Raw genomic sequence first — 20,426 nt, 5'->3', positions numbered from 1 at the left:
GCGGCGCCGGGCGGCTGTCTGCCCTCCGCAGACCCGCGTTCGCGGTGGCCACGGATGTCGGTGGTCGGTGGCACGATGATGTCATGCGAGCACCGGCGTCGAGCCCCACATTGATCGGACGGGAGTCCGATCTGGTGGCGCTGCGCGACGCGCTCCGCGACGCTCAGCAGGGGGAACCGCAGGCCGTCGTGATCGGCGGCGAGGCGGGCATCGGCAAGACCCGGCTGCTGGAGGAGTTCCTGTCGGCCCACGAGTCGACGGCCACCGTGCTGCTCGGTCGTTGCGTCGATCTGGGCGACGACGCTGCACCGTACGCGCCGTTCGCCGCGGTGCTGCGCCGTCTCATCCAGACGGTCGGGCTCGAGCGTGTGCTCGACGCGACCGGTTCGGGGGCCGGAGTGCTGTCCGCGCTGCTGCCCGAACTCGCCGACGAGTCGGCGGTGCCTCCGCGCACCGGCGCCGAGCGGCTCTACGAGCTCGTGACGGTGCTGCTGGAGAAGATCTCCGGCGATCGGCCCGTCATCCTGGCGATCGAAGACGTGCAGTGGGCCGACCGGTCGACGCTCGAGCTGCTCCGTTTCATCGTGCGGATGGCCGAGGGAGGGCGACTCCTGGTGGTCCTCACCTACCGCAGCGACGAGGTGCCGCGTGGCCATGTGCTCCGGTCGTGGCTGCCGGAGCTCGAGCGCACCCGACGCGTGACGCGCTGGGAACTCTCGCGCCTCGGCCCGGAGCAGGTCGCCGAACTGGTGGCGGAGCTGCTCGGGCGCGTGCCCGACGATCCCTCCCTCGCGCGCGTCACCGAGCTGAGCGAGGGCGTGCCGTTCTTCGTCGAGGAGCTTGTGTGCATCGACGGCCTGCAGTCCGGCGACGACCTCCCCGAGACGCTGCGCGAGCTGGTGCTCGCCCGGTTCGAGCGGCTGAGCGATCCGGCGCAGCGGCTGCTGCGCGTGCTGGCGGCGGGCGGCGTCTGCGTCACGCATGACCTGCTCGCGGCCGTGTTCGAGGGCACACCGGACGAGTTGGATGCGGGAGCCCGCGAGGCCGTCGTCGCCAACCTGCTCTCCGCCGACTCCACCGAGTACGCATTCCGTCATGCCCTCGTCCGCGAGGCCATCCACGCCGATCTCCTGCCGGGGGAGCGCACGCGTTTCCACGCCCGGTACGCCGAGGCGCTCGAGCAGAGCCCGCAGCGATCGGCGGTGCAGCTCTCGTCGCACTGGCTTGCGGCGCACGATGTGCGGCGGGCATTCCTCGCCTCCCTGGAGGCCATGGAGGAGGCCAAGCGCTCCTACGCGTACGCCACCACCGCGGCCATGGGCGACCGTGTGCTCGAACTCTGGGACCGCATCCCTGACGCCGAGACCCTGAGCGGGCGCGACCGTGCGTCAGTGATCGCCCGTACGGCATCCGCGCTCCGCAACGCCGGCAACAACGAGCGGGCGCTGGCGCTGGTGGAATCCGCGCTGGCCGAGGCCGACGACCTGGCTCCATCCCGTCGGGCGCGGCTGCTGCGCGACAAGGGCCAGTACCTCGCGAACCTCAACCGTCCGGGGAGCGCCGAACTGCTGGAGGAGGCACTCGCGCTGGTCCCGCCGGAGGCGGTGTCCCCGGGCGACCCGCTGCGCCCGCATCTGCTGACGGAGCTCGCGGCGCAGCGGATGCTCGCCGGACTCTTCGACATCGCGATCGAGACGGCACGCGCCGCGATCGCGGAGGCCGAGGCGGCGGCGCCCGCGATGCGGTCCGTCGCCCACAACATCCTCGCGGCGTCGCTCATCGAGTGCGGACGCATTGAGGAGGGGTTCGCCGAGTTCGAGATCGCCGGGCGCCTCGCGGTGGGCGATGCGGGGGCCACCCTGCGTTACGCCGTCAACGCGTCGGACGCCCTGAACTCGGTCGGCAAGTACGCCGAGGCGGTCCGATTGGCCGAGTCCGGTGTCGCGCAGGCGCGCGAGCGCGGGGTCGAGCGCACCTCGGGAGTCTGGCTCGCGGCGAACACGGTCGAGCCACTGGTCGCGCTGGGGCAGTACGAGCGGGCGGAGGAGATGCTGCGCATCGCGCTCGGGTTCGACGACCGCACGGGCGTGACGGCCCAACTGCAGCGCGCACGGCTCTGGGTGTGGCACGGCGAGCCGCAGCGGGCGGAGGCGCTGCTGCGGCGGTTGCGGTCGCCCCTCCGCGCGCTCGCCGAGCTGGAGCAGCAGACGCGGCTGTCCCTGGCACGCGTCTCCGCCGAGGTGGCGATCGCGCTCGGCGACTACGACCGCGCATGGGCCGAGACGCGGGGGATCGGGTCCCTGCCGTTCCGCTCCCTCCCGGGATACGACCTGCCGGTGCTGGCGTCGGCGTCCCGGGCGCTCGCCGAACTCGCTGTCCGCGGCGACGGCATCCCTGGCTCGAGCGGCGGTGGCGCAGGCGACGACGACGGCGCGCTGGGTGTGCTGGCCGAGGCCGCGCGCCTCGAGGCGACCCTGGACCGCCTGCGTTCCTGGCCGACCGCGACGGCGTGGGCTCCGCTGGTCGAGGCCGAACTCGCGACTGCGCGTGCCGCCGTTTCCGACACCACGGACCGTGCCGGGCGGTACGCCGACGCCCTGTCCGCCTGGGAACGCGCGATCGTCGCCGCGGAAGACGCGGTGGCGCCCGTCCACCTGCGGCCGTATGCGCTGCTGCGCGGCGCACGTGTCGCCCTCGCGGCGGGGGAGCGCTCGCGCGCTGACGCCCTCGTGGCCGAGGGTCGCCGGGCAGCTGCCGGCCACGGCATCCCGCTGCTCATCCAGGTGGCAGACGCTCTCGCCGAGCACCCCGTCGGTCGCCCCGCCGCCGTCGCGACCGCGCACGGCCAGCCGCTGACCGAGCGCGAGGAACAGGTACTCGCCCTCATCGAGCAGGGGCTCAGCAACAAGCAGATCGGCGAACGCCTCTACATCAGTGCAAAGACCGCGAGCGTGCACGTGTCGAGCATCCTGCGCAAGACCGGAGCATCCAGTCGCACGGAGGCGGTCTATCTGGCCTCGAAGCCGTTGCCCTGACGCGTTCGCAACCGGCGGCCGATCAGCTCTCGACGGCCACCGCGCATCGGATGCACAGCTCGGCGGTCGGTCGCGCCCGAAGGCGGTCGACGCCGATCGGCTGTCCGCAGCGTGCGCACACGCCGTAGGTGCCCATCCGCAGCCGCTCGAGCGCCGCATCCACCGCGACGATGTCGTGTGCGGCATCCGACCGCAGCGCCTGCAACCGGCTCCACTCCGACGACAGCGTCGGGCCCTCCGGATCGTGCTCGTCGTCGGCGGTCGACTCCGACCGGGACGCGAGCAGCACACCCAGCGACTCCGCCATGCGCTGCGACTCGGCGAGGTCGCCGCGACGCCGCTCGCGCAGCAGTGCGCCCAGCTCGTTCCGCTCCTCGGCCGTGAGGACGTCCTCGTCGGTCACCAGCCGTAATTCGGCGGTCACCGGCTCGTCGGCCCGTGCCCGTTCATCCATCTGCGCATCCTGCACCAGCGCACCCCTTCCGATCCCCCGACCGTGCTTCTGATCGAGTCAGGGTACGCCCGCTCGACCGATTCCGCCTCTGCGACGCGCGTAGGCTCAGCGGGTGCCCTCCTTCCGCGTGATCATCGCCGTCGGCCGTCTTCGTCCGGGAGTGGACCCACGCTCCGTGGAACCGGCGGCCGCAGACGCCGCCCGCGAACTCGCCGTCGTCGAGGCGTCGAGTGTGGATGTCGTGGCCGGCGAGGCGCGCATCACCGTCCGGTTCACCGAGGACTCCGCGCAGTCCGCCCTCCGGGTCGCCGAGCACACCGTCGCCGGCCTCCGCTCGGTCGCGCGGACCGGTCCGTGGCGGCTCACCGAACGCGTCGGAGGCCGCTGGTTCCGTCGGGCGTGAGCCTGACCGCCGGTCAGGCTGCGGCCGGCAGCGACTCCTCGATCAGCCCGAGGATGGCGGGGTCGTCCGGCTCGGTCTGCGGGCGGAAGCGGTGCACGGCGCCGTCGGGCGTGATCACGAACTTCTCGAAGTTCCACTTCACCCGACCGGCTTTGCCGTCGACGTCCGGCGACTTCGTCAGCTCCTGGTAGAGCGGGTGCGCGTTGCGTCCGTTCAGGCGCACCTTCTCCATCATCGGGAACGTGACGCCCCAGGTGGTGGAGCAGTACTCCTTGATGGCGTCTGTGGAGCTCAACTCCTGCAGGAACTGGTTGCTGGGGAACCCGACGACGGTGAACCCGCGGTCGCCGTAGGTCTCCTGCAGCTTCTCGAGCTTCTCGTACTGCGGAGCGAGCCCGCAGCGGGAGGCGACGTTGACGACGAGGATGACCTTTCCGGCGAATGCCGAGAGGGAGGTCTGCTCGCCGTCGATGGTCTGGAAGGGGATGTCCATCACGGTCATGATCGCAGCGTATGGCCCGTGCCTTCGAACCTGCTCCGAGTCTGCGGCGCGGCGCGACCGGCCAGCACCGTCGCATCCCTCAGCACTCGATGACGTTGACCGCCAGGCCGCCCTCGCTGGTCTCCTTGTACTTCGTCGACATGTCGAGACCGGTCTGCCGCATGGTCTCGATGACGGTGTCGAGCGACACGAGGTGCGAGCCGTCGCCGTGCAGGGCGAGCCGCGCCGCCGACACGGCCGTCGAGGAGGCGATCGCGTTGCGCTCGATGCATGGGATCTGGACCAGGCCGCCGACCGGGTCGCACGTGAGGCCGAGGTGGTGCTCCATCGCGATCTCGGCCGCGTTCTCCACCTGGCGCGGGGTTCCGCCGAGCACGGCGCAGAGGGCACCGGCCGCCATGGCGCACGCCGATCCGACCTCCGCCTGGCAGCCTCCCTCGGCTCCGGAGATGGAGGCGTTGGCCTTGAACAGCGAGCCGATCGCCGTCGCGGTGAGCAGGTACTGCCGGATGCCCTCGGCGGAGGCGCCGGGCACGAACCGCAGGTAGTAGTGGGCGACGGCGGGGACGATGCCGGCCGCGCCGTTCGTCGGCGCGGTCACCACCCGGCCGCCGGACGCGTTCTCCTCGTTGACCGCGAGCGCGAACGCGTGCAGCCACTCGAGAGCGGTGGCGCGACCCGGGTCGTCCTGCACGGACTCCAGGTGCTGGCGCATCTTCGCGGCGCGGCGCCAGACGCCGAGACCGCCGGGCAGCGTCCCGTCGCCGGAGAGCCCGCGGGCGACGCACTCGGCCATCGCCTCCCAGATGAGGTCGAGGCGTTCGCGCGTCGCGTCCTCCCCGTGCAGCGCGACCTCGTTGCGGCGGGCGACCTCGCAGATCGGGATCGACTCCCGGTCGCAGATCGCGATCAGCTCCTCGGCGGTGTCGTAGGGGAGCGGATGCGCCTTGCGCGCCGCGAGGTCGGCCTCCTCGCCGTCGCGGCGGATGAACCCGCCGCCGATCGAGTAGTACGTCTCCTCGAGCAGGGGGAGCGGCGACCGCTCTCCGTTCACGTCGCGACCCCAGGCGCGCAGCGTCAGCGCGTTGGGGTGCCCGGGGAGGCGCGTGCGCGGCTCGAAGGCGATGTCGTCCTTCGACAGCGGGATGCTGCGGCGGCCCGCGAGCAGGAGCGTCGCGCCGGGGGCGAGGTCCGACCAGGCGCCGCGGACGTCCTCCGGGCGGCACGTCTCCGGCTGCAGGCCACGGAGTCCGGCGATGACGGCGTCCGGGGTGCCGTGGCCGATGCCGGTGGAGCCGAGCGAGCCGTACAGCGTGCACGTGACCTGGTCGACGCGGTCGAGCATCCCTTCGCCGGTCCCCTCGCCGTCGAGGTGGGAGGCGAACGCGGCGGCCGCTCGGAGGGGTCCGACGGTGTGCGAACTCGACGGGCCGATGCCGATCGAGAACAGGTCGAAGGCCGAGACGTACGCTGTCACTTCTCCAGTGTATGTCGCCGTACGCGTCACTTTCCGGCGTCCCCGCGCGCATCCGCGCACGTATCGTGCGCGAGCCGCGGCGCCCGCGCGCCGTGGTCGATCACGCCGCGGCTCACGATTTGCGCCAAATCGCGGTTTTCGGGCGGCGTTAACCGAGATTTGGCGCAAATCGCGGCTTTCGAGCGGTCAGAACCGAGATTTGGCGCAAATCGTGGCTGACGGGAGGCCAGAACGGGGAGGGCGCCGGGGACGCGGAAGCGGCCGCCGCATCCCTCCGCAGGATGCGACGGCCGCCGTTCACGGGACCGGTTGTCGGCGTCAGGCCTTCCGCATGTAGGCGCGGACCGTCAGCGGGGCGAACACCGCGACGATCACGGCGGCGCCCGCAAGGGCGATCCAGCCGTCGGCGCCGAAGGTGCCGCTGTTGGCGAGGTCGCGGACCGCGGTGACCAGGTGCGACACCGGGTTGATGTTCACGAACCACTCCAGCCAGCTGGGCAGCGTGCTGGGCGACACGAAGGCGTTCGAGAAGAACGTCAGCGGGAACAGCACCAGGAACGAGATGCCCTGCACCGAGCCGGCGGTCCGGGCGATCACGCCGAAGAAGGCGAAGATCCAGCTGATCGCCCACGCGCAGGCGATGACGAGCAGGCCGCCCAGGGCCGCATAGCCGACCCCGGCTCCGGGCTTGTAGCCCATCGCGAACCCGACGATGAACGTGACCGCCGTGGCGATCGTGTATCGCAGGGTGTCGGCGAGCAGGGCGCCGGAGAGCGGGGCGATGCGCGCGATCGGGAGCGACTTGAAGCGGTCGAAGACGCCCTTGTCCATGTCCTCGCGGAGCTGGACGCCGGTGACGACGGAGGCCGTGATCACCGTCTGGACGAGGATTCCCGGGATGAGCTGCGGCAGGTACGCCTGGACGCTGCCCGCGAGGGCGCCGCCGAACAGGAACGCGAACATGACGGTGAAGATCACCGGCTGGAGCGTCACATCCATCAGCTGCTCCGGCGTCCGCTTGATCTTGAGCAGGCCGCGGTGCGCCATGGTGACGGTGTTCGCGAGCGTCTGGCTCAGGCTCACGTGGTTCTTCAGCCGCCGCTCGGACGGCGGGGTGATGGTGGTCAGGGCGGTCATGCGGAGACCTTCTCTCCTTCTTCGGCGGACGCCTCGTCCGCCTTCTCGTCTTCGACACCGTGGCCGGTGAGGGTGAGGAACACCTCGTCGAGCGTCGGCTTCTGCACGGACATCTCCGACAGGTGGATGCCCGCCTCGCGGAACGTGATGAACAGGTCGGTGACCGCGTCCGCGTTGCGCATGGGGGCGGTGATGCGGGAGCCCTCGGGCGACACCACCGCATCCACCCCGAGCACGGTCTGGATGGCACGGCGGGCATCTTCGATGTCGGCCGGGTCGCTGATGCGCAGCTGCAGCGACGACTCTCCGACCGAGGCCTTGAGCTCGTCGGCGGTGCCCTCGGCGACGACGCGGCCCCGGTCGATGACCGCGATACGGTCGGCCAGCTGATCGGCCTCGTCCAGGTACTGCGTGGTGAGCAGCACGGTGGATCCGGTGGCGACCAGGCGGCGGATGGTGTCCCACATCTGGGCGCGGGTGCGCGGGTCGAGGCCGGTGGTCGGCTCGTCGAGGAAGATGAGCGGCGGCTGCGCGATCAGGCTGGCCGCGAGGTCGAGGCGCCGGCGCATGCCGCCGGAGAACTTCTTCAGCGGGCGCTTCGCCGCCTCGGTCAGCCCGAACTCCTCGAGCAGTTCGGCGGTCTTCTGCTTGGCCTCGCGTCCGCTCAGGCCGAGCAGGCGGGAGAAGATGATGAGGTTCTCGTTGGCCGACAGGGTCTCATCCACCGACGCGAACTGCGCGGTGACGCCGATCAGCTGGCGGACGACCTGCTGCTCCTTGCGGATGTCGTGGCCGAAGATGAAGGCCTCGCCCGCATCCGGCTTCAGCAGCGTGGCGAGCATGGAGATGGTGGTGGTCTTGCCGGCCCCGTTCGGGCCGAGGACGCCGTAGACGGCGCCGGCGCGAACGGTGAGGTCGACGCCGTCGACCGCGCGGTTGTCGCCGAAGACCTTGACGAGCCCGTGGGCTTCGACGGCCCACTCGGAGCTTCGAGTCATGGTGTTCCTTTCCTGGTTGGAATGGTGATGCTCCGATAGTGCGCGGGCGCGCTTACATCGCCCTCACGTGCCGCTTACAGCGCGGGCGAGGGGATGTAAGAGCGCGTGAGCGCGTGAGCGCGTGTCAGGACGCGGTGTGCGCCGGCGCCGAGGTCAGGCCGCGCGGCGTGCGGACGCGAGGAGTCCCTGACGGTCGATGCCGGCCAGAGCGAGGGCGCGTGGCACGGTGCCGAGCTCGAGGCTGAGGAGAGCGGCGAGCAGGTCGAGCTCGCCCGACCGCTGCCGCCGGTTGGCGGCGGCGACCCGGTGGGCGCGGACGAGGGCCTCGCGGGCGGAGGCGCCCCAGCGGGGGCGGACGACGCGCGGCGACGCCGACAGGCGTTCGGCGGGCGGCGGGGTGACGCCGGCGACGCGCAGGCTGGCGGCGCGCTCGTCGGCCAGCGCGGCGTCGAGGCCCTTCGGGTCGAGGCCCCCGGCGGCGAGGACGGCGCGCACCGGCTCGCTTCCCTCGCGGCACAGCGCGAGCAGCAGGTGCTCGGCTTCGACGGTGGCCGAGCCGCGCTGCTGCGCCTCGGCGACGGAGCGGATGATCACCGGCCGCAGCGCGCGCGACAGCGGCTGGCCGGGCACGTTCTGAGCGGAGCCCGGAGCGATCTCAGACATTGCGTCTCCTCAATTCGACGCCGGCCGCGGCGACACGGCGCAGGTGCTTCTTGTGGACCGCCTGCCGCGTGATGCCGAGAGCGTCGGCGATCTGGGTCCAACTCCAGCCTTCGCGGAGCGCGCGCTCGACCTCGGCGTCTTCCATGCGGTCGGCGAGCTCGCGGAGGGCGACCACCGCGGCCAGGCCGTCGGCGACGCCTCCGACCGGGTCGGGGAACGGTGCTTTCGGAGTCATGCAAGCAACTATAGTTGCTTATCCGACTTTGTCAACCAAAGTTGCTCATCCGCGACGGGAGGGGTCGCAACACGCCGTTATGGCGCGCGCATAACGGCGTGTTGCGACCCACGGAGGCGTGGGAGGGGGCGGACGGGACGGGAGGGAAGGACGCGGGGCCGGGTCAGACGCGCACGTCGGAGAGCAGCGCCAGGCCGCGCACGACGGCCTCGGCGGGCGGGACGGCCGCCACCGACGCGGCGGCGGCCTCCAGGCGCTCGCGCCCCCACGTCTCCGCGATCCGGTCCGCGAGCGCGTCCTGATGCAGGCTCGCCACGTCCTGCCGGGCGTTCGCGCGCCCGGAGAGTGCGAATAGCGTCAGCCCCGCATCCACCCAGCTATCGGGATGCCGCGCGGCCGTCCGAGGGTCGAGCATCCACACCGCGAACCCGGACAGGCCGGAGCCGGTGACCGGGCGGTCGAGGGAGGGCGGGTTGAGGCGCGAGGTGACGAGGATGCGCGTGCGCAGTTCCGCGGCGGCCGCATCGGTCTCCGCGGGGTCGACGACGGTCTGCTCCGTGGCGAGCACCCGCAGCCGGACGACCAGCGCCGCCGCCCCGAGCACGATCGTCCAGGGGTTCAGGATGCGCTCGCCGGTGGTGGGCGCGCCGCCGAACGCCGCGAGCGCCTCGTCGTAGAGCCGTACCGCCTCGGGCAGGTCGCCTTCCGCGACCGCGATCTCCGCCATCCCGGCGTAGCCGATCGCGTAGTAGTCGGCGTAGTCGAAGCCGGTGCGGTCGATCTCGACGGCGAGGTACCGCTCCAGCAGGGTGCGGCCGCGGGCGGTCTCGCCGTTCGCGATGGCGTTCATCGCGATCAGCCAGTCGAGCTGGCGGAGGTCGCCGTCGGCCTGCAGCAGCGACATCTGGTCGTGCGCGCGCTGCGCCCACTCGAGGGCCTCGGCCGGATGCGCGAGCTGGCTGTGGCACTGGGCGATGGCCTGGGCGGCCGACGCCAGCGACCAGGCGTCCCCGGCGGTCTGGGCCGCCTCCCATCCACGTGTCGCACGCTCGAGCGCCTCATCCAGCTCGCCGGAGTTCTCATGCAGCTGCGCGAGCAGCAGGTTGCCGATGGCGGCGCGCTCGGCGTCGGGGGACCCGGCGTACGTGCGCAGCAGGTCGAGCCCGCTGTCGGCCCGGCCGGCATGGAGGATGAGTGCGGCCATCGCGTCCAGCCGGGAGTCGGCGAACGGCTGCCGTCGACGCAGCCGGCGCAGCCGGGAGATCGCACGGGCCGACGTGCGCAGGTCGACGAAGAGGAAGGTGCCGCCGACGATGGTGTAGGTCGCCGCGACAGCCTCGCGGAGTTCGCCCTCGGGCTCCCAGTCCTTCAGCAGATCCATGATCGCCGAGCCGAAGCCGAGCACCTCGGAGTGCGCGCTGCGCAGAGACCAGTAGTAGGCGAGCGTCGCGAAGACGACTGCGGCGGTGTCGCGCCGGCGGCCGTCGATCGCGGATCGGAGCACGGTGACGAGGTTGTCCTGCTCCGCGGTCACCCGCTGGAAGGTCGGCACCTGCTGCGGGCCGTGCATCTGCGACAGCGTCTCACGGCAGAACGCCACGGCCCACGCGTCCATCCCGACGAGCACGGCGTCCTCCTCGCGGGCGCCGACCAGCTCGTGGTCGCCGAACTCGCGGACCGTCTCCAGCATCCGGTAGCGGAGGAGTCCGGTGCTGCGGTCTTCGGTCACGGTCACCAGCGACTGCGCGACGAGGGCGTCCAGGTCGTCCAGCACGGTCACGGCGCCGGAGCCGGCGACGGCCTCCGCGGCCTCCGCGCTGAAGCCGTCGGGGAAGCGGGACAGTCGTCGCAGCAGCGCCTGCTCCGACGTGCTGAGGAGGTTCCAACTCCACTCGATGACGGCGAAGAGGGTGCGGTGACGCTCGGGCGCTGTGCGCTCGCCGCCGGTGAGCAGGGCGAAGCGGTTGCCGAGACGGCGCTCGATCTCATCCACCGACAGGGAGCGGGTGCGCGCGGCGGCGAGCTCGATGGCGAGCGGGAGGCCGTCGAGCCTGTCGCAGAGCCGGGCGACGACGTCGAGGGGCAGCACGGCTCCGGGTCGTGCCGCGCGGGCGCGCTCGACGAACAGGGCGACGGCCGGGCCGTAGGCGTCAGCGGGCGACGAGCCGGAGGCGGACGCAGCACCCGATGCGTGGGCCGCGTCCCCGTCGGTGCTCTTCAGCGAGTCGAGCGGGTACACGCGCTCGGCGCCGATCGCGAGCGGAGCGCGGCTGGTGGCCAGCACGCGGACGTTGGTGGTGGAGTCGAGGATGTCCTGCACGTACGCAGCCGCGGCATCCACGATGTGCTCGCAGTTGTCGACGATGAGAAGGGTCTCGCGCTCGGAGAGCAGTCCGAGGATGCGGGAGCGCAGGTCGAGCTGCGAGCCGGGGTCGGCCGCCCTGGTCGCACGGGCCTCGCGGATGCCGAGGGTCGACGCGAACGCGAGCTCCACATCCTCGCCCGACCGGACGCTCGCCAGCTCGACCACGATGACGGCGGGGGTGTGCACGGCCCGGTTGCCGACCTCCTGCGCCAGGCGGGTCTTGCCGAGGCCGCCGGCGCCGAGGATGGTCGTCAGCCGGGAGGTGGCGATGAGGTCTTCGACGGCCTGGAGGTCGTACTCGCGGCCGACCAGCGCGTTCGGCGCGGTACGGAGCCCGATCCGGACGCGCCGGGGAGCGCTGGGCCGCTCGTCCTCGTCGGCGGCGAGCAGCTCCGCATTGAGGGCGACGAGTTCGGGTCCGGGCCGGGTGCCGAGCCGGTCGAGCAGCGCCTCCTTCAGCTCGGCGAACGCCAGCAGCGCCTCGCTGCGCCGTCCGGCGTCGGCGAGGGCCCGCAGCTGCTCCAGCCGCAGGGCCTCGTCGAGCGGGCGGCTCTCGAGGAGCGGGCGGAGGTCGTCGAGGGCGGAGGTCGGATCGCCGGCCGCACGCCGGGCGCGGGCGCGCAGGAGCAGCAGCTCGTCGCGGAGGGAGGCGGCGGTGCGCTGCAGTTCGTCGGCGAGCGGCGAGCTGCCCAGTTCGGCGCCGGGTTCGCCCCGCCACAGTCCGAGCGCGCGCGTCGTCTCGGCGATCGCGGAGGCGGTGTCGCCCGAGCGCAGGGCAGCGGTGGCGCGGTCGAGGCAGTGACGGGCGAGCCCGAGGTCGGTCTGCTCGGGGGCGACGGCGAGCGTGTAGCCGCTCGGCGTGGACTCCAGCAGACCGTCCGCACTGGTCGTCCGCACGCGCGAGACGAGGGTCTGCAGCGCCGCGCGCTCCTGCCGGGGCGGGGTGTCATCCCAGAGGTCCTCGATCAGGGACGGGACCGTCGCGACGCCGCGTGCGAGCACCAGCGCCACGATCAGGCTCTTGCCGAGCACGCCGGCCGGCTCCGCCAGCGCGCCGGCGCGGTCCTCCACCAGCACCGGGCCGAGCACGGCGACGCGAGGGGGCGGGGGCGCGGACTGCACCCGCCGATCTTAGCCAGTGCGGACGACGCTCGGTGGGATGCGCTCAGCCGGTCACGATGGGGAGGTGCGCGATGGCGCGCACGGGCAGGGCCAGGGTGGACTCCGGCGAGCCGACACGGCCGCCGTCCGGCCCGATTCCGGTCGCGACCGCGGTGTCGCTGATCGACGTCGCGAGCATCATGTCCGCGGCGGTGACGGTGTAGGTGGCGGTGCACGTCATCCGCTCTCCCGGTGCGAGGACGGCGGTCGGACAGGAGACGCGCGAGAGGTTCGCCTGGTCGGAGGGGGCGGCGACGGTGTCGGTGACGACGATCCCGTCGAGGGTGACGTTTCCGGTGTTCCGTACGGCGAACTGGAAGACGACCTGCTGCCCGGCCATGGTCACGACTCCGGTCTCGGTGGTCTTGTCGACGGTCAGACCGGGAGCGGGAGTCGCGGCCAGGGTGACCGTGGACGGCGGCGACGCGATGGGCGACGGGTTGGGGTCGGTCGGCGTGGCCGGAGGGGTGCCGGTCGCGGTGGCGGTATCGGTGACCGAGCCGTTGTCCACGTCCGCCTGCGTGACCGTGTACGTGGCGCTGCACGTCATCGTCTGGGCGGGCGCAAGCGTGCTCTGCGGGCAGTCGACGGCCGACAGGTTCGCGGGATCGGAGGGCGCCGCGACCTGGTCGGCCACCGTCACGGCGGTCAGGGCGACGTTCCCGGTGTTCGTGACGAGGAAGGTGTACGCGACCTGTTGGCCGGCCCGCGTGACAGCGGTTGCGGTCGTGGACTTCTGCACGCTGAGGCCGGGCGTCTGGTCGACCGTGATCGTCACCGTCGAGTCCGGCGACGTCACGGTGGGCGGGTTGGGGTCGGCCGGTGTGGCAGGCGGCGTTCCGCTCGCCGTGGCGGTGTCGCTGACTGAGCCGTTGTCCACGTCCGCCTGCGTGACGGTGTAGGTGGCAGTGCACGTCATCGTCTGGGCGGGGACGAGGGTGTCCTGTGGGCAATCGACGGCGGAGAGGTTCGTGGGATCGGAGGGCGCCGTGACCTGATCGGCGACCGTCACGGCGGTCAGCGTGCTGGTGCCGGTGTTCGTGACCAGGAATTCGTACGGCACCCGCTGCCCGACCTGTGTCACTGCGGTGGTGGTGGACGACTTCGTCACGGTCAGCGACGGCGTCGCCGGCGACGGGATGCTGAGCGTGCTCTCCGGGGAGCCGACGCGCGGCGGTGTCGGGTCGGCGGGGGTCGAGGGCGGCAGCCCGGATGCCGTGGCACGGTCGGTGATGCTGCCGTGGTCGACGTCCGCCTGGGTGACGGTGTATGTCGCGGTGCAGGTGACCTGGGCGCCGGGCGCGAGTGCGCCGGGCGGACACGTCACAGGCGAGAGGCTGCTCTGACTGGCGGGGGCGTCTTGGATGTCGTCCACCTGGATGTCGGTGAGCGTCACGTTTCCGGTGTTCCGGACCAGGAAGTCGTACGTGATCAGGGCGCCCGCCACGGTCGGCGGGGTCGCCGACTGCGGGGACGACTTGGTGACGGTGAGCGCGGGCTGGTCGGTGACCGTGATGGTCACAGTGGAGACGGGCGAGTCGACCGTCGGAGGCGTGGGGTCGGTCGGTGTCGCGGGCGGGGTGCCGGACGCGGTCGCGCTGTCCGCGACCGAGCCGTTGTCCACATCCGCCTGCGTCACCGTGTACGTCGCCGTGCAGGTGGTCGTCGCGGTCGGCGCGAGCGTGGTGGCCGGGCAGTCGATCGCGGACAGGTTCGCGGGGTCGGAAGGCGCCGCGACCTGGTCGTCGACGGTGATGCCGGCGAGGGTGACGTTCCCGGTGTTCGTCACGAGGAACCGGTAGGGGATCTTCTGGCCGACCGCGCTCGCCAGCGTGGTCGTCGTCGACTTGACCACCGAGATCGCCGGGCGGGCGCTGGTGATGGTGAGGGTGGCCGGCGGCGCGGTGACGGTCGCTCCGCCCGGGTCGAGACCGCTCGCGGTCGCCGTGTCGCGCACGGAGCCGTTGTCGAGGTCCGCCTGCGTCACCGTGTAGCGCGCCGTGCAGGTGGTGGATGCCTGCGGCGCCAGAGTCTGCGTCTCGCAGAGGATGGCGGAGAGGTTCGCCTGCGAGGCGGGCGGGGTCTGCGCATCCACGACCGAGATGTTGTTCAGGGTCACCTGCGACCGGTTCGTGACCACGAACTTGTAGGTGACCACCTGCCCGACCCGCGTGATGGCGGTGGTGGACGACGCCTTGGTCACGATCAGGGACGCGGGCGGCGTTACCGTCAGCGGGGTGTCGGCCGGCGGGTTCAGCCCGTCGAGCCCGGCCGTCCCGTCGGGAAAGTTGCCCGGGCCGTTCGTGTAGGTGCCCGGAACCGTCGCGGTGACCTGAACGGTCACGGTGCAGGCGTTCTGGCCCTGGGTGAGGTTGCCGTTCGCGACGACGACCGACGTCGATCCGGCCGCGGCCGTGACGGTGCCGCTGGAGCAGGTCGTCGCGTTCACGCCGGTGGCCGTCACACCGGCAGGCAGGTCGTCGTGGAAGGACCAGCCGTTCTTCGCCGCGAGCTCGGACGTGTTCGTGATGGTGAAGGTCAGCGTCGACGTCTGGCCCGAGGCGATGGTCGCCGGACTGAACGCCTTGTCCAGCTGCGGGGTCACATCCAGGATCTGGGGAAGGTCGAACGCGCCGTCGTTTCCGGCGACCACCGCGCTCTGGTTCTCGAGCTGCATGCCCACGGTCGGCGTCCCGGTGCTCGGCACCTTGATCGCCGCCGACGTGAGACCGGCGACCATCGTGGGCCCGAAGGGGCCGGAGCCGTACTGGATCGCGCCGGGATAGTGGCACGGGTCGAGCTGCGACGCCAGCACGTTCTTCACCCCGTTGATGAACAGCGACAGCGTCTCGGCGGGATTCCCCGAGCTGTTCGCGACGCAGTTGGTCGCGGCGACGATCGAGGTCACCTGGTAGAAGTGGCCGGGAACCGCGGGGATGGCCGTGTTCGTCCTCAACTGGATGCCGGGAACGGTGCCGCTCGCCGTGTACGCCGTGACCGCCTGGTTCTGGGCCGCTGCCGCCGTCGAGTAGCCCTGGTATTGACCCATCGCGTTGGCGAGGATCTGCACGCCCGAGATCGGGCATCCCGAGTTCCAGCCGGGCGGCGCCGGGGTCGTCGAGCCGTTGACGATGTAGCCGTTGCAGTACAGGCCGTCCGCCCAGCGCGGGTCGGCATAGTAGGTCTCGGAGTTCGCGCCCGAGACGCCGGGGACATAGGTGCTGCCGGGCGTGCCCTGATACGAAGTGATCTTGATCGCGGTGGAGGCGGCGTTCTGGCCCGAGAAGTCCTCGGTGAACAGGGCGGTCGGCGGTTGCGGGGTGCCGGGCGTGCCCGCGGTCGTCGCTCCGGCGGGAGGCGCCTGGATGCCGACGCTGATGCCGGCCACCGTCAGGCTCAGGATGGCGATGGTGGCCACGAACCCTCGTCGGACGCTCGGTTTCCGCTGACGCATGAGACTTCCTTCCGGCGTTCCGCCTCCGACCGGAGTTGCGAGAGAGCGTCGGTGGCTGCCTGCCTGACAAGCTAGGGCGGCGACCGGTGACTCGAAAGACAGCTGCGTGTGGCCGGCCCACCCGAGGCGCGCCCCGCGTAGGCTCGGCGACATGGCGTTCGACTGGTCGCAGTTCTATGAGAAGCAGGGCGGGCGCGGCGTGCGGCCGACCTTCCAGAGCGCCCTCGCCGCGTGGGACGGAGAGCCGGGCGACGCGGTCGATCTCGGCTGCGGCGACGGCGTCGAGACGCGTCATCTGGCCGAGCACGGGTGGCGCGTCGTGGCGGTGGATGCGGACCCGGGCGTCGAGGAACGCGTGCGCGCCGGGCTGTCAGGTAAGGCGTCGGAACGTGTGATGGTACGGCGCGCGTCGTTCGAGACGCTGGGTGAGCTGCCGGCTGCCGACCTCGTCTACGCGGGCTTCGCGTTGCCGTTCTGCGATGAGTCGCACTTCCCGTACCTGTGGGCCGACATCCGTGAGGCGCTGCGGCCCGGCGGCGTGTTCGCGGGGGAGCTGTTCGGCCCGCACGACGAGTGGGCCGGCCGATCCGGGATGAGCTTCCACGACCGAGCCCAGGTGGAGGGGATGCTCGCCGGGATGGACGTGGTGCAGCTGGTGGAGGACGACCGCCGCGGCATGTCCTTCGAGGGCCCGAAGCACTGGCACGTCTTCCACATCGTGGCGCGCGCCTGAGGTGTCGCGCCCCTCAGCTCACAGTTCCTGAGTTTTTCGCGCTCCGACCATCCATTCGTGCGAAAAACTCAGGAGCTGTTGGTGGGGGGAGGGAGGGGTCAGCGGAGCGTCTTGCGCGCGGTGATCTGGCCGGTGTCGAAGCCGAGCAGGTGCAGTCCGCCGTGGAAGCGGGCGTGCTCGATCTTCATGCAGCGGTCCATGACGACCGTCAGCCCCTTCGACTCGCCGTATTCGGCGGCCTCCTGGTTCCAGATGCCCAGCTGCACCCACACGGTCGGAGCGCCGATCGCGAGCGCCTCGTCGATGACGGCGGGGATGTCGGCGGGCTTGCGGAACACATCCACGATGTCCGGCACCTCGGGCAACGATGCGAGGTCGGGGTAGGCCTTCTGACCCAGGATGGTGTCGGCGTTCGGGTTGACGAAGTACAGCCGGTAGTCGCTCGACTGCTGCAGGTACGTGCCGACGAAGTAGGAGGATCGCGCCGGGTTGGGCGACGCGCCGACGATCGCGACGGACTTCGCGCCGCGCAGGATCTTCAGGCGCTCCTTCGCGTCCGGTCCGACCCAGGTGCGCTGCGACTTCAGCAGCTTGGCGAGCGGGGAGTCGGACGGCAGTGCGCAGCTCAGGCCGTTCGCCAGCTGGACCTCGGTGGTGGGTTCGGTGGCAGTCGTCATGCTGCGTTCGCCTCCTCGACGGCGATCGTGAGCGCCTGATCGAGATCGTAGATGATGTCGTCGACGTCTTCGATCCCGACGCTGATGCGCACGACGCCCGGCAGCACACCCGCGTCGAGCAGCTGCTGCTCGGTCAGCTGGGCGTGGGTGGTCGACGCGGGATGGATGACCAGCGTCTTTGCATCGCCGATATTGGCGAGATGGCTGGCGAGGTTCACCGACTCGATGAACTTCTGGCCCACCTCGCGCCCGCCCTTCACGACGAAGCTGAACACGCTGCCCGGCCCCTTCGGCAGGTACTTGAGGGCACGGTCGTGGTGCGGGTGCTCGGGCAGTCCGGCCCAGAACACCTTCTCGATGCGGGGGTCGGCATCCAGCCATTCGGCCACCGCTCGGGCGTTGTCGACGTGCGCCTGGATGCGGTACGGCAGGGTCTCGACGCCCTGCGCCAGCAGGAAGGCCGAGTGCGGCGCGAGCACCGGTCCGATGTCGCGCAGCTGCTCCGCGCGCAGCCGCGTGAGGAACGCGTACTCGCCGAAGTTGCCCGACCACTGCAGCCCGCCGTACGAGGGCACCGGCTCGCCGAACAGCGGGAACTTCGAGGAGTGCCAGTCGAAGCGCCCGCTCTCGACCACCACGCCGCCGAGGGTCGTGCCGTGGCCGCCGAGGAACTTGGTGGCCGAGTGGATGACGATGTCGGCTCCCCATTCGAACGGCCGGTTGAGGTACGGGGTCGCGATCGTGGAGTCGATGGCGAGCGGGATGCCGGCCGCGTGGGCGACCTCCGCCAGCCCTTCGATGTCGGCGATCTCGCCGGAGGGGTTGGCGATGGTCTCGGCGAACACCAGCTTGGTGCGGTCGGTGATCGCGGCGGCGTAGTCCGCGGGATCGGCGCTCTGCACGAAGGTGGTCTCGACGCCGAAGCGCCGGAGGGTCACATCCAGCTGCGTGATCGATCCGCCGTAGAGGTTCGCCGACGCGACGATGTGGTCGCCCGCGCCGACCAGCGACGCGAAGGTGATGTACTGCGCGCTGAGGCCGGAGGCCGTCGCCACGGCGCCCAGGCCGCCTTCGAGGCTGGCCACACGCTCTTCGAACGAGGCCACGGTCGGGTTGGCCAGACGCGAGTAGATGTTGCCGTACTTCTGCAGGGCGAAGCGCGCCGCGGCATCCGCCGTGTCGTCGAACACGAAGGCGCTGGTCTGGTAGATCGGCAGCGCTCGCGCTCCCGTCACCGGGTCGGGGATGTTGCCCGCGTGGATCGCCCGCGTGCGGAAACCGTATTCGCGATCTGCCATGGGCTCACGCTACCCGACCCCGCCGACGCTCTCGGGCGGGCGTCGTAACACGCCGCAACCCGGTTTGCTAGCCTGGGCAGAGGCCCGCGAAGGGCCCCGGACGACGGTTCAGTACCCGGTGAGCGACAAGACTGGCCAAGGAGTCGGATCGTGTCCTGGATCGTCCTCATTCTCTCCGGCGTGCTCGAAGCCGTCTGGGCGACCGCGCTCGGCCGCTCGGAGGGGCTCTCGCGGCTGTGGCCGTCCGTGGTCTTCGTCGGAGCGCTTCTCGCCTCCATGGCCGGACTGGCCTTCGCGATGCGGGAGATCCCCACCGGTACCGCTTATGCGGTCTGGGTCGGCATCGGCGCGGCGCTGACCGTGCTCTACGCGATGACGTTCGGCGGTGACGGGTTCTCCCTCATCAAGGCGCTGCTGATTGTCGGCCTGGTCGGCTGCGTCATCGGGCTGAAACTGGTCGACTGAGCGCGAGTTGTTACCTCAGGCGGCTGTCGACACCCAGACGGCACCCAGCGCGAGCACGGCGATCAGCAGCCACGAGACGAGCCCGGTGACCAGGGCGCGCCAGCCGGTGCCGACCAGGGTGCGGAGGCGGACGGCCGTGCCGAGGCCGAACAGCGCCATGGCGAGCAGTACGGTCTGCAGGGTGTCGGCGCCGTCGGTCACGGCGGACGGGAGAGGTACGAACGTCCGCACCAGCACCGCGAGCAGGAATCCGGCGACGAAGAGCGGGACGATGGGCGGCCGCTTCACGCCCGGGTCGCCGACGACGTGGCGGCGACGCTCCACGACCGCGGCGACCGCCACGATCGGGGCGAGCATCAGCACGCGGGTGAGCTTGACGACGACCGCCACGGCGAGGGCGGCGGCGCCCGCGAGCTGCGCGGTCGCGACGACCTGCCCGACGTCGTGCACGCCGGCGCCGACCCAGTGGCCGAACTGCTGCGCATCCAATCCCAGTGGGTGCCAGAACAGCGGCAGGACGAAGATCGCGAGCGTGCCGCACAGCGTCACCAGAGCGACCGGAGTCGCGGCCTCCTCATCCTTGGGCTTCACGACGCCGCTCATCGCGCCGATCGCGGACGCGCCGCAGATCGAGAAGCCGGTGGCGATCAGGAGCGGCTGGTGACCCGGGAGGCCCATTAGCCGACCGACCCAGAAGGTGCCGGCGAAACTAAGCAGCACGACGCCGATGGTGGTCAGGATGGCGACCCAGCCGAGCCCGGCGATGTCGCCCAAGCTGAGCTTCAGGCCGAGCAGCACGACGCCGATGCGCATCAGGCGCTTGGCGCTGACGGACAGTCCCGGGGCGAGGCGCCCGGTCACGGCCGGCCGGGCGACCGGGAGCTGGCCCACCACGATCCCGAGCACCACCGCTGCGGTCAGCAAGGGCACGGCGGGCACCAGCCAGTGCACTCCCCACGCGACGGCGGCAGCCAACGCGCACACCACGAGGCCCGGAAGCCAGGGCAGCGGACGGGCGGTCACCGACGGAGTGCTCACCGATCCATTCTGTCGGCAGCGCCCACCCTCCTCGCGCCGCCCTACCGCACGCGGCGCCGTCCCCGCGTCGGAGACCCGACCGCTTGCGTCGGAGACTCGACCGCTTGCGTCGGAGATTCGGCTCCCTCAGCGCGAGAACTCCATACCGACCGCGGTCCGTCGGAGATTCGGGGCGATTCGTCCGACGCAACGCGGCGCGGCGCACGGGTCGCGCGCGTCCGTAGCGTGGGGGGCGAAAAAACCCAAATAGCGCCCCCAAAAAGACGGGTTTGGAACCACCCCCCCCCGGGCCGGCGGGTGGGCGGGAGAGAGACGCAAACACACCCCCGCC

General features: G+C 71.5%; 16 protein-coding genes and 1 riboswitch. Of the genes, 4 read left to right on the top strand and 12 right to left on the bottom strand.

All coding sequences use genetic code 11. The annotated features are described in order from the left end of the window. Positions 1-83: 83 nt before the first annotated feature. On the top strand, positions 84-3,035 hold the full coding sequence (locus J2Y42_RS15825) for an AAA family ATPase (protein WP_309860409.1): 2,952 nt from the start codon (positions 84-86) through the stop codon (positions 3,033-3,035). A gap of 22 nt (positions 3,036-3,057) precedes the next feature. Here J2Y42_RS15825 and J2Y42_RS15820 read toward each other — a convergent pair whose 3' ends face one another. Next, positions 3,058-3,489: a TraR/DksA C4-type zinc finger protein gene (locus tag J2Y42_RS15820; RefSeq protein ID WP_309860407.1), complete on the bottom strand. Its 432-nt coding sequence runs from the start codon at positions 3,487-3,489 to the stop codon at positions 3,058-3,060. 112 nt (positions 3,490-3,601) lie between these two features. Between J2Y42_RS15820 and J2Y42_RS15815 the strand changes: the two genes are divergently transcribed. Beyond that, positions 3,602-3,892: a hypothetical protein gene (locus J2Y42_RS15815; protein ID WP_309860406.1), complete on the top strand. Its 291-nt coding sequence runs from the start codon at positions 3,602-3,604 to the stop codon at positions 3,890-3,892. A gap of 13 nt (positions 3,893-3,905) precedes the next feature. Here J2Y42_RS15815 and J2Y42_RS15810 read toward each other — a convergent pair whose 3' ends face one another. The 8 genes from J2Y42_RS15810 to J2Y42_RS15775 form a co-directional block, all read right to left on the bottom strand. Further along, a complete protein-coding gene (locus tag J2Y42_RS15810) occupies positions 3,906-4,394 on the bottom strand; it encodes a glutathione peroxidase (RefSeq protein WP_309860404.1) in 489 nt (162 codons plus the stop codon). A 79-nt stretch (positions 4,395-4,473) separates the two neighbouring features. Then, entirely contained in the window at positions 4,474-5,871 is a 1,398-nt protein-coding gene (locus J2Y42_RS15805) for an L-serine ammonia-lyase (protein ID WP_309860402.1), read from the bottom strand. A gap of 318 nt (positions 5,872-6,189) precedes the next feature. Then, entirely contained in the window at positions 6,190-7,008 is an 819-nt protein-coding gene (locus tag J2Y42_RS15800; RefSeq protein ID WP_018191648.1) for an ABC transporter permease, read from the bottom strand. Then, positions 7,005-8,006, bottom strand: a complete 1,002-nt coding sequence (locus tag J2Y42_RS15795; protein WP_018191647.1) for a daunorubicin resistance protein DrrA family ABC transporter ATP-binding protein — start codon at positions 8,004-8,006, stop codon at positions 7,005-7,007. Before J2Y42_RS15795 ends, J2Y42_RS15800 begins: the two co-directional genes overlap by 4 nt. 153 nt (positions 8,007-8,159) lie before the next feature. Beyond that, positions 8,160-8,669 carry a Clp protease N-terminal domain-containing protein gene (locus tag J2Y42_RS15790; RefSeq protein WP_309860397.1) on the bottom strand — a complete coding sequence of 170 codons (510 nt, stop codon included), beginning with the start codon at positions 8,667-8,669 and terminating at the stop codon, positions 8,160-8,162. Further along, the gene (locus J2Y42_RS15785; RefSeq protein ID WP_309860395.1) at positions 8,662-8,904 is read right to left on the bottom strand and encodes a helix-turn-helix domain-containing protein; all 243 of its coding nucleotides are present in this window, start codon (positions 8,902-8,904) and stop codon (positions 8,662-8,664) included. The genes J2Y42_RS15790 and J2Y42_RS15785 overlap by 8 nt, the downstream gene beginning before the upstream one ends. A 163-nt stretch (positions 8,905-9,067) precedes the next feature. After that, positions 9,068-12,391 (bottom strand): BTAD domain-containing putative transcriptional regulator, encoded by a 3,324-nt coding sequence (locus J2Y42_RS15780; RefSeq protein WP_309860393.1) that lies wholly within the window; start codon positions 12,389-12,391, stop codon positions 9,068-9,070. A 43-nt stretch (positions 12,392-12,434) separates the two neighbouring features. Then, on the bottom strand, positions 12,435-15,848 hold the full coding sequence (locus J2Y42_RS15775; protein WP_309860391.1) for a hypothetical protein: 3,414 nt from the start codon (positions 15,846-15,848) through the stop codon (positions 12,435-12,437). Between the two features lie 187 nt (positions 15,849-16,035). On the opposite strand from J2Y42_RS15775, the gene J2Y42_RS15770 reads away from it, so the two are divergent. After that, positions 16,036-16,617 carry a class I SAM-dependent methyltransferase gene (locus J2Y42_RS15770; protein ID WP_309860389.1) on the top strand — a complete coding sequence of 194 codons (582 nt, stop codon included), beginning with the start codon at positions 16,036-16,038 and terminating at the stop codon, positions 16,615-16,617. Positions 16,618-16,715: 98 nt separating this feature from the next. Here J2Y42_RS15770 and J2Y42_RS15765 read toward each other — a convergent pair whose 3' ends face one another. Further along, positions 16,716-17,294 (bottom strand): CoA-binding protein, encoded by a 579-nt coding sequence (locus tag J2Y42_RS15765; RefSeq protein ID WP_309860387.1) that lies wholly within the window; start codon positions 17,292-17,294, stop codon positions 16,716-16,718. Then, positions 17,291-18,592 (bottom strand): O-acetylhomoserine aminocarboxypropyltransferase/cysteine synthase family protein, encoded by a 1,302-nt coding sequence (locus tag J2Y42_RS15760; RefSeq protein ID WP_309860385.1) that lies wholly within the window; start codon positions 18,590-18,592, stop codon positions 17,291-17,293. The genes J2Y42_RS15765 and J2Y42_RS15760 overlap by 4 nt, the downstream gene beginning before the upstream one ends. 76 nt (positions 18,593-18,668) lie before the next feature. Next, a riboswitch (guanidine-III (ykkC-III) riboswitch) is annotated at positions 18,669-18,732 on the top strand. A 10-nt stretch (positions 18,733-18,742) separates the two neighbouring features. Between J2Y42_RS15760 and J2Y42_RS15755 the strand changes: the two genes are divergently transcribed. Continuing rightward, the gene (locus J2Y42_RS15755; protein ID WP_309860383.1) at positions 18,743-19,057 is read left to right on the top strand and encodes a multidrug efflux SMR transporter; all 315 of its coding nucleotides are present in this window, start codon (positions 18,743-18,745) and stop codon (positions 19,055-19,057) included. A gap of 15 nt (positions 19,058-19,072) precedes the next feature. On the opposite strand, the gene J2Y42_RS15750 is transcribed toward J2Y42_RS15755, so the two are convergent. Next, positions 19,073-20,095: a putative sulfate exporter family transporter gene (locus J2Y42_RS15750; protein WP_309860382.1), complete on the bottom strand. Its 1,023-nt coding sequence runs from the start codon at positions 20,093-20,095 to the stop codon at positions 19,073-19,075. Positions 20,096-20,426: the final 331 nt, after the last annotated feature.

This window comes from Leifsonia sp. 1010, from assembly GCF_031455295.1.
Classification (GTDB): Bacteria; Actinomycetota; Actinomycetes; order Actinomycetales; family Microbacteriaceae; genus Leifsonia.
Note: the sequence above shows the minus strand (reverse complement) of the source record. Positions and strands in the feature narration are given on the sequence as shown.

Excerpts from the sequence above, each read along its gene's own strand:
- J2Y42_RS15765 (WP_309860387.1), bottom strand. The coding sequence starts at position 17,294 with ATGACGACTGCCACCGAACCCACCACCGAGGTCCAGCTGGCGAACGGC.
- J2Y42_RS15760 (WP_309860385.1), bottom strand. The coding sequence starts at position 18,592 with ATGGCAGATCGCGAATACGGTTTCCGCACGCGGGCGATCCACGCGGGC.
- J2Y42_RS15790 (WP_309860397.1), bottom strand. The coding sequence starts at position 8,669 with ATGTCTGAGATCGCTCCGGGCTCCGCTCAGAACGTGCCCGGCCAGCCG.
- J2Y42_RS15785 (WP_309860395.1), bottom strand. The coding sequence starts at position 8,904 with ATGACTCCGAAAGCACCGTTCCCCGACCCGGTCGGAGGCGTCGCCGAC.
- J2Y42_RS15795 (WP_018191647.1), bottom strand. The coding sequence starts at position 8,006 with ATGACTCGAAGCTCCGAGTGGGCCGTCGAAGCCCACGGGCTCGTCAAG.
- J2Y42_RS15810 (WP_309860404.1), bottom strand. The coding sequence starts at position 4,394 with ATGACCGTGATGGACATCCCCTTCCAGACCATCGACGGCGAGCAGACC.
- J2Y42_RS15820 (WP_309860407.1), bottom strand. The coding sequence starts at position 3,489 with ATGGATGAACGGGCACGGGCCGACGAGCCGGTGACCGCCGAATTACGG.
- J2Y42_RS15800 (WP_018191648.1), bottom strand. The coding sequence starts at position 7,008 with ATGACCGCCCTGACCACCATCACCCCGCCGTCCGAGCGGCGGCTGAAG.
- J2Y42_RS15825 (WP_309860409.1), top strand. The coding sequence starts at position 84 with ATGCGAGCACCGGCGTCGAGCCCCACATTGATCGGACGGGAGTCCGAT.
- J2Y42_RS15770 (WP_309860389.1), top strand. The coding sequence starts at position 16,036 with ATGGCGTTCGACTGGTCGCAGTTCTATGAGAAGCAGGGCGGGCGCGGC.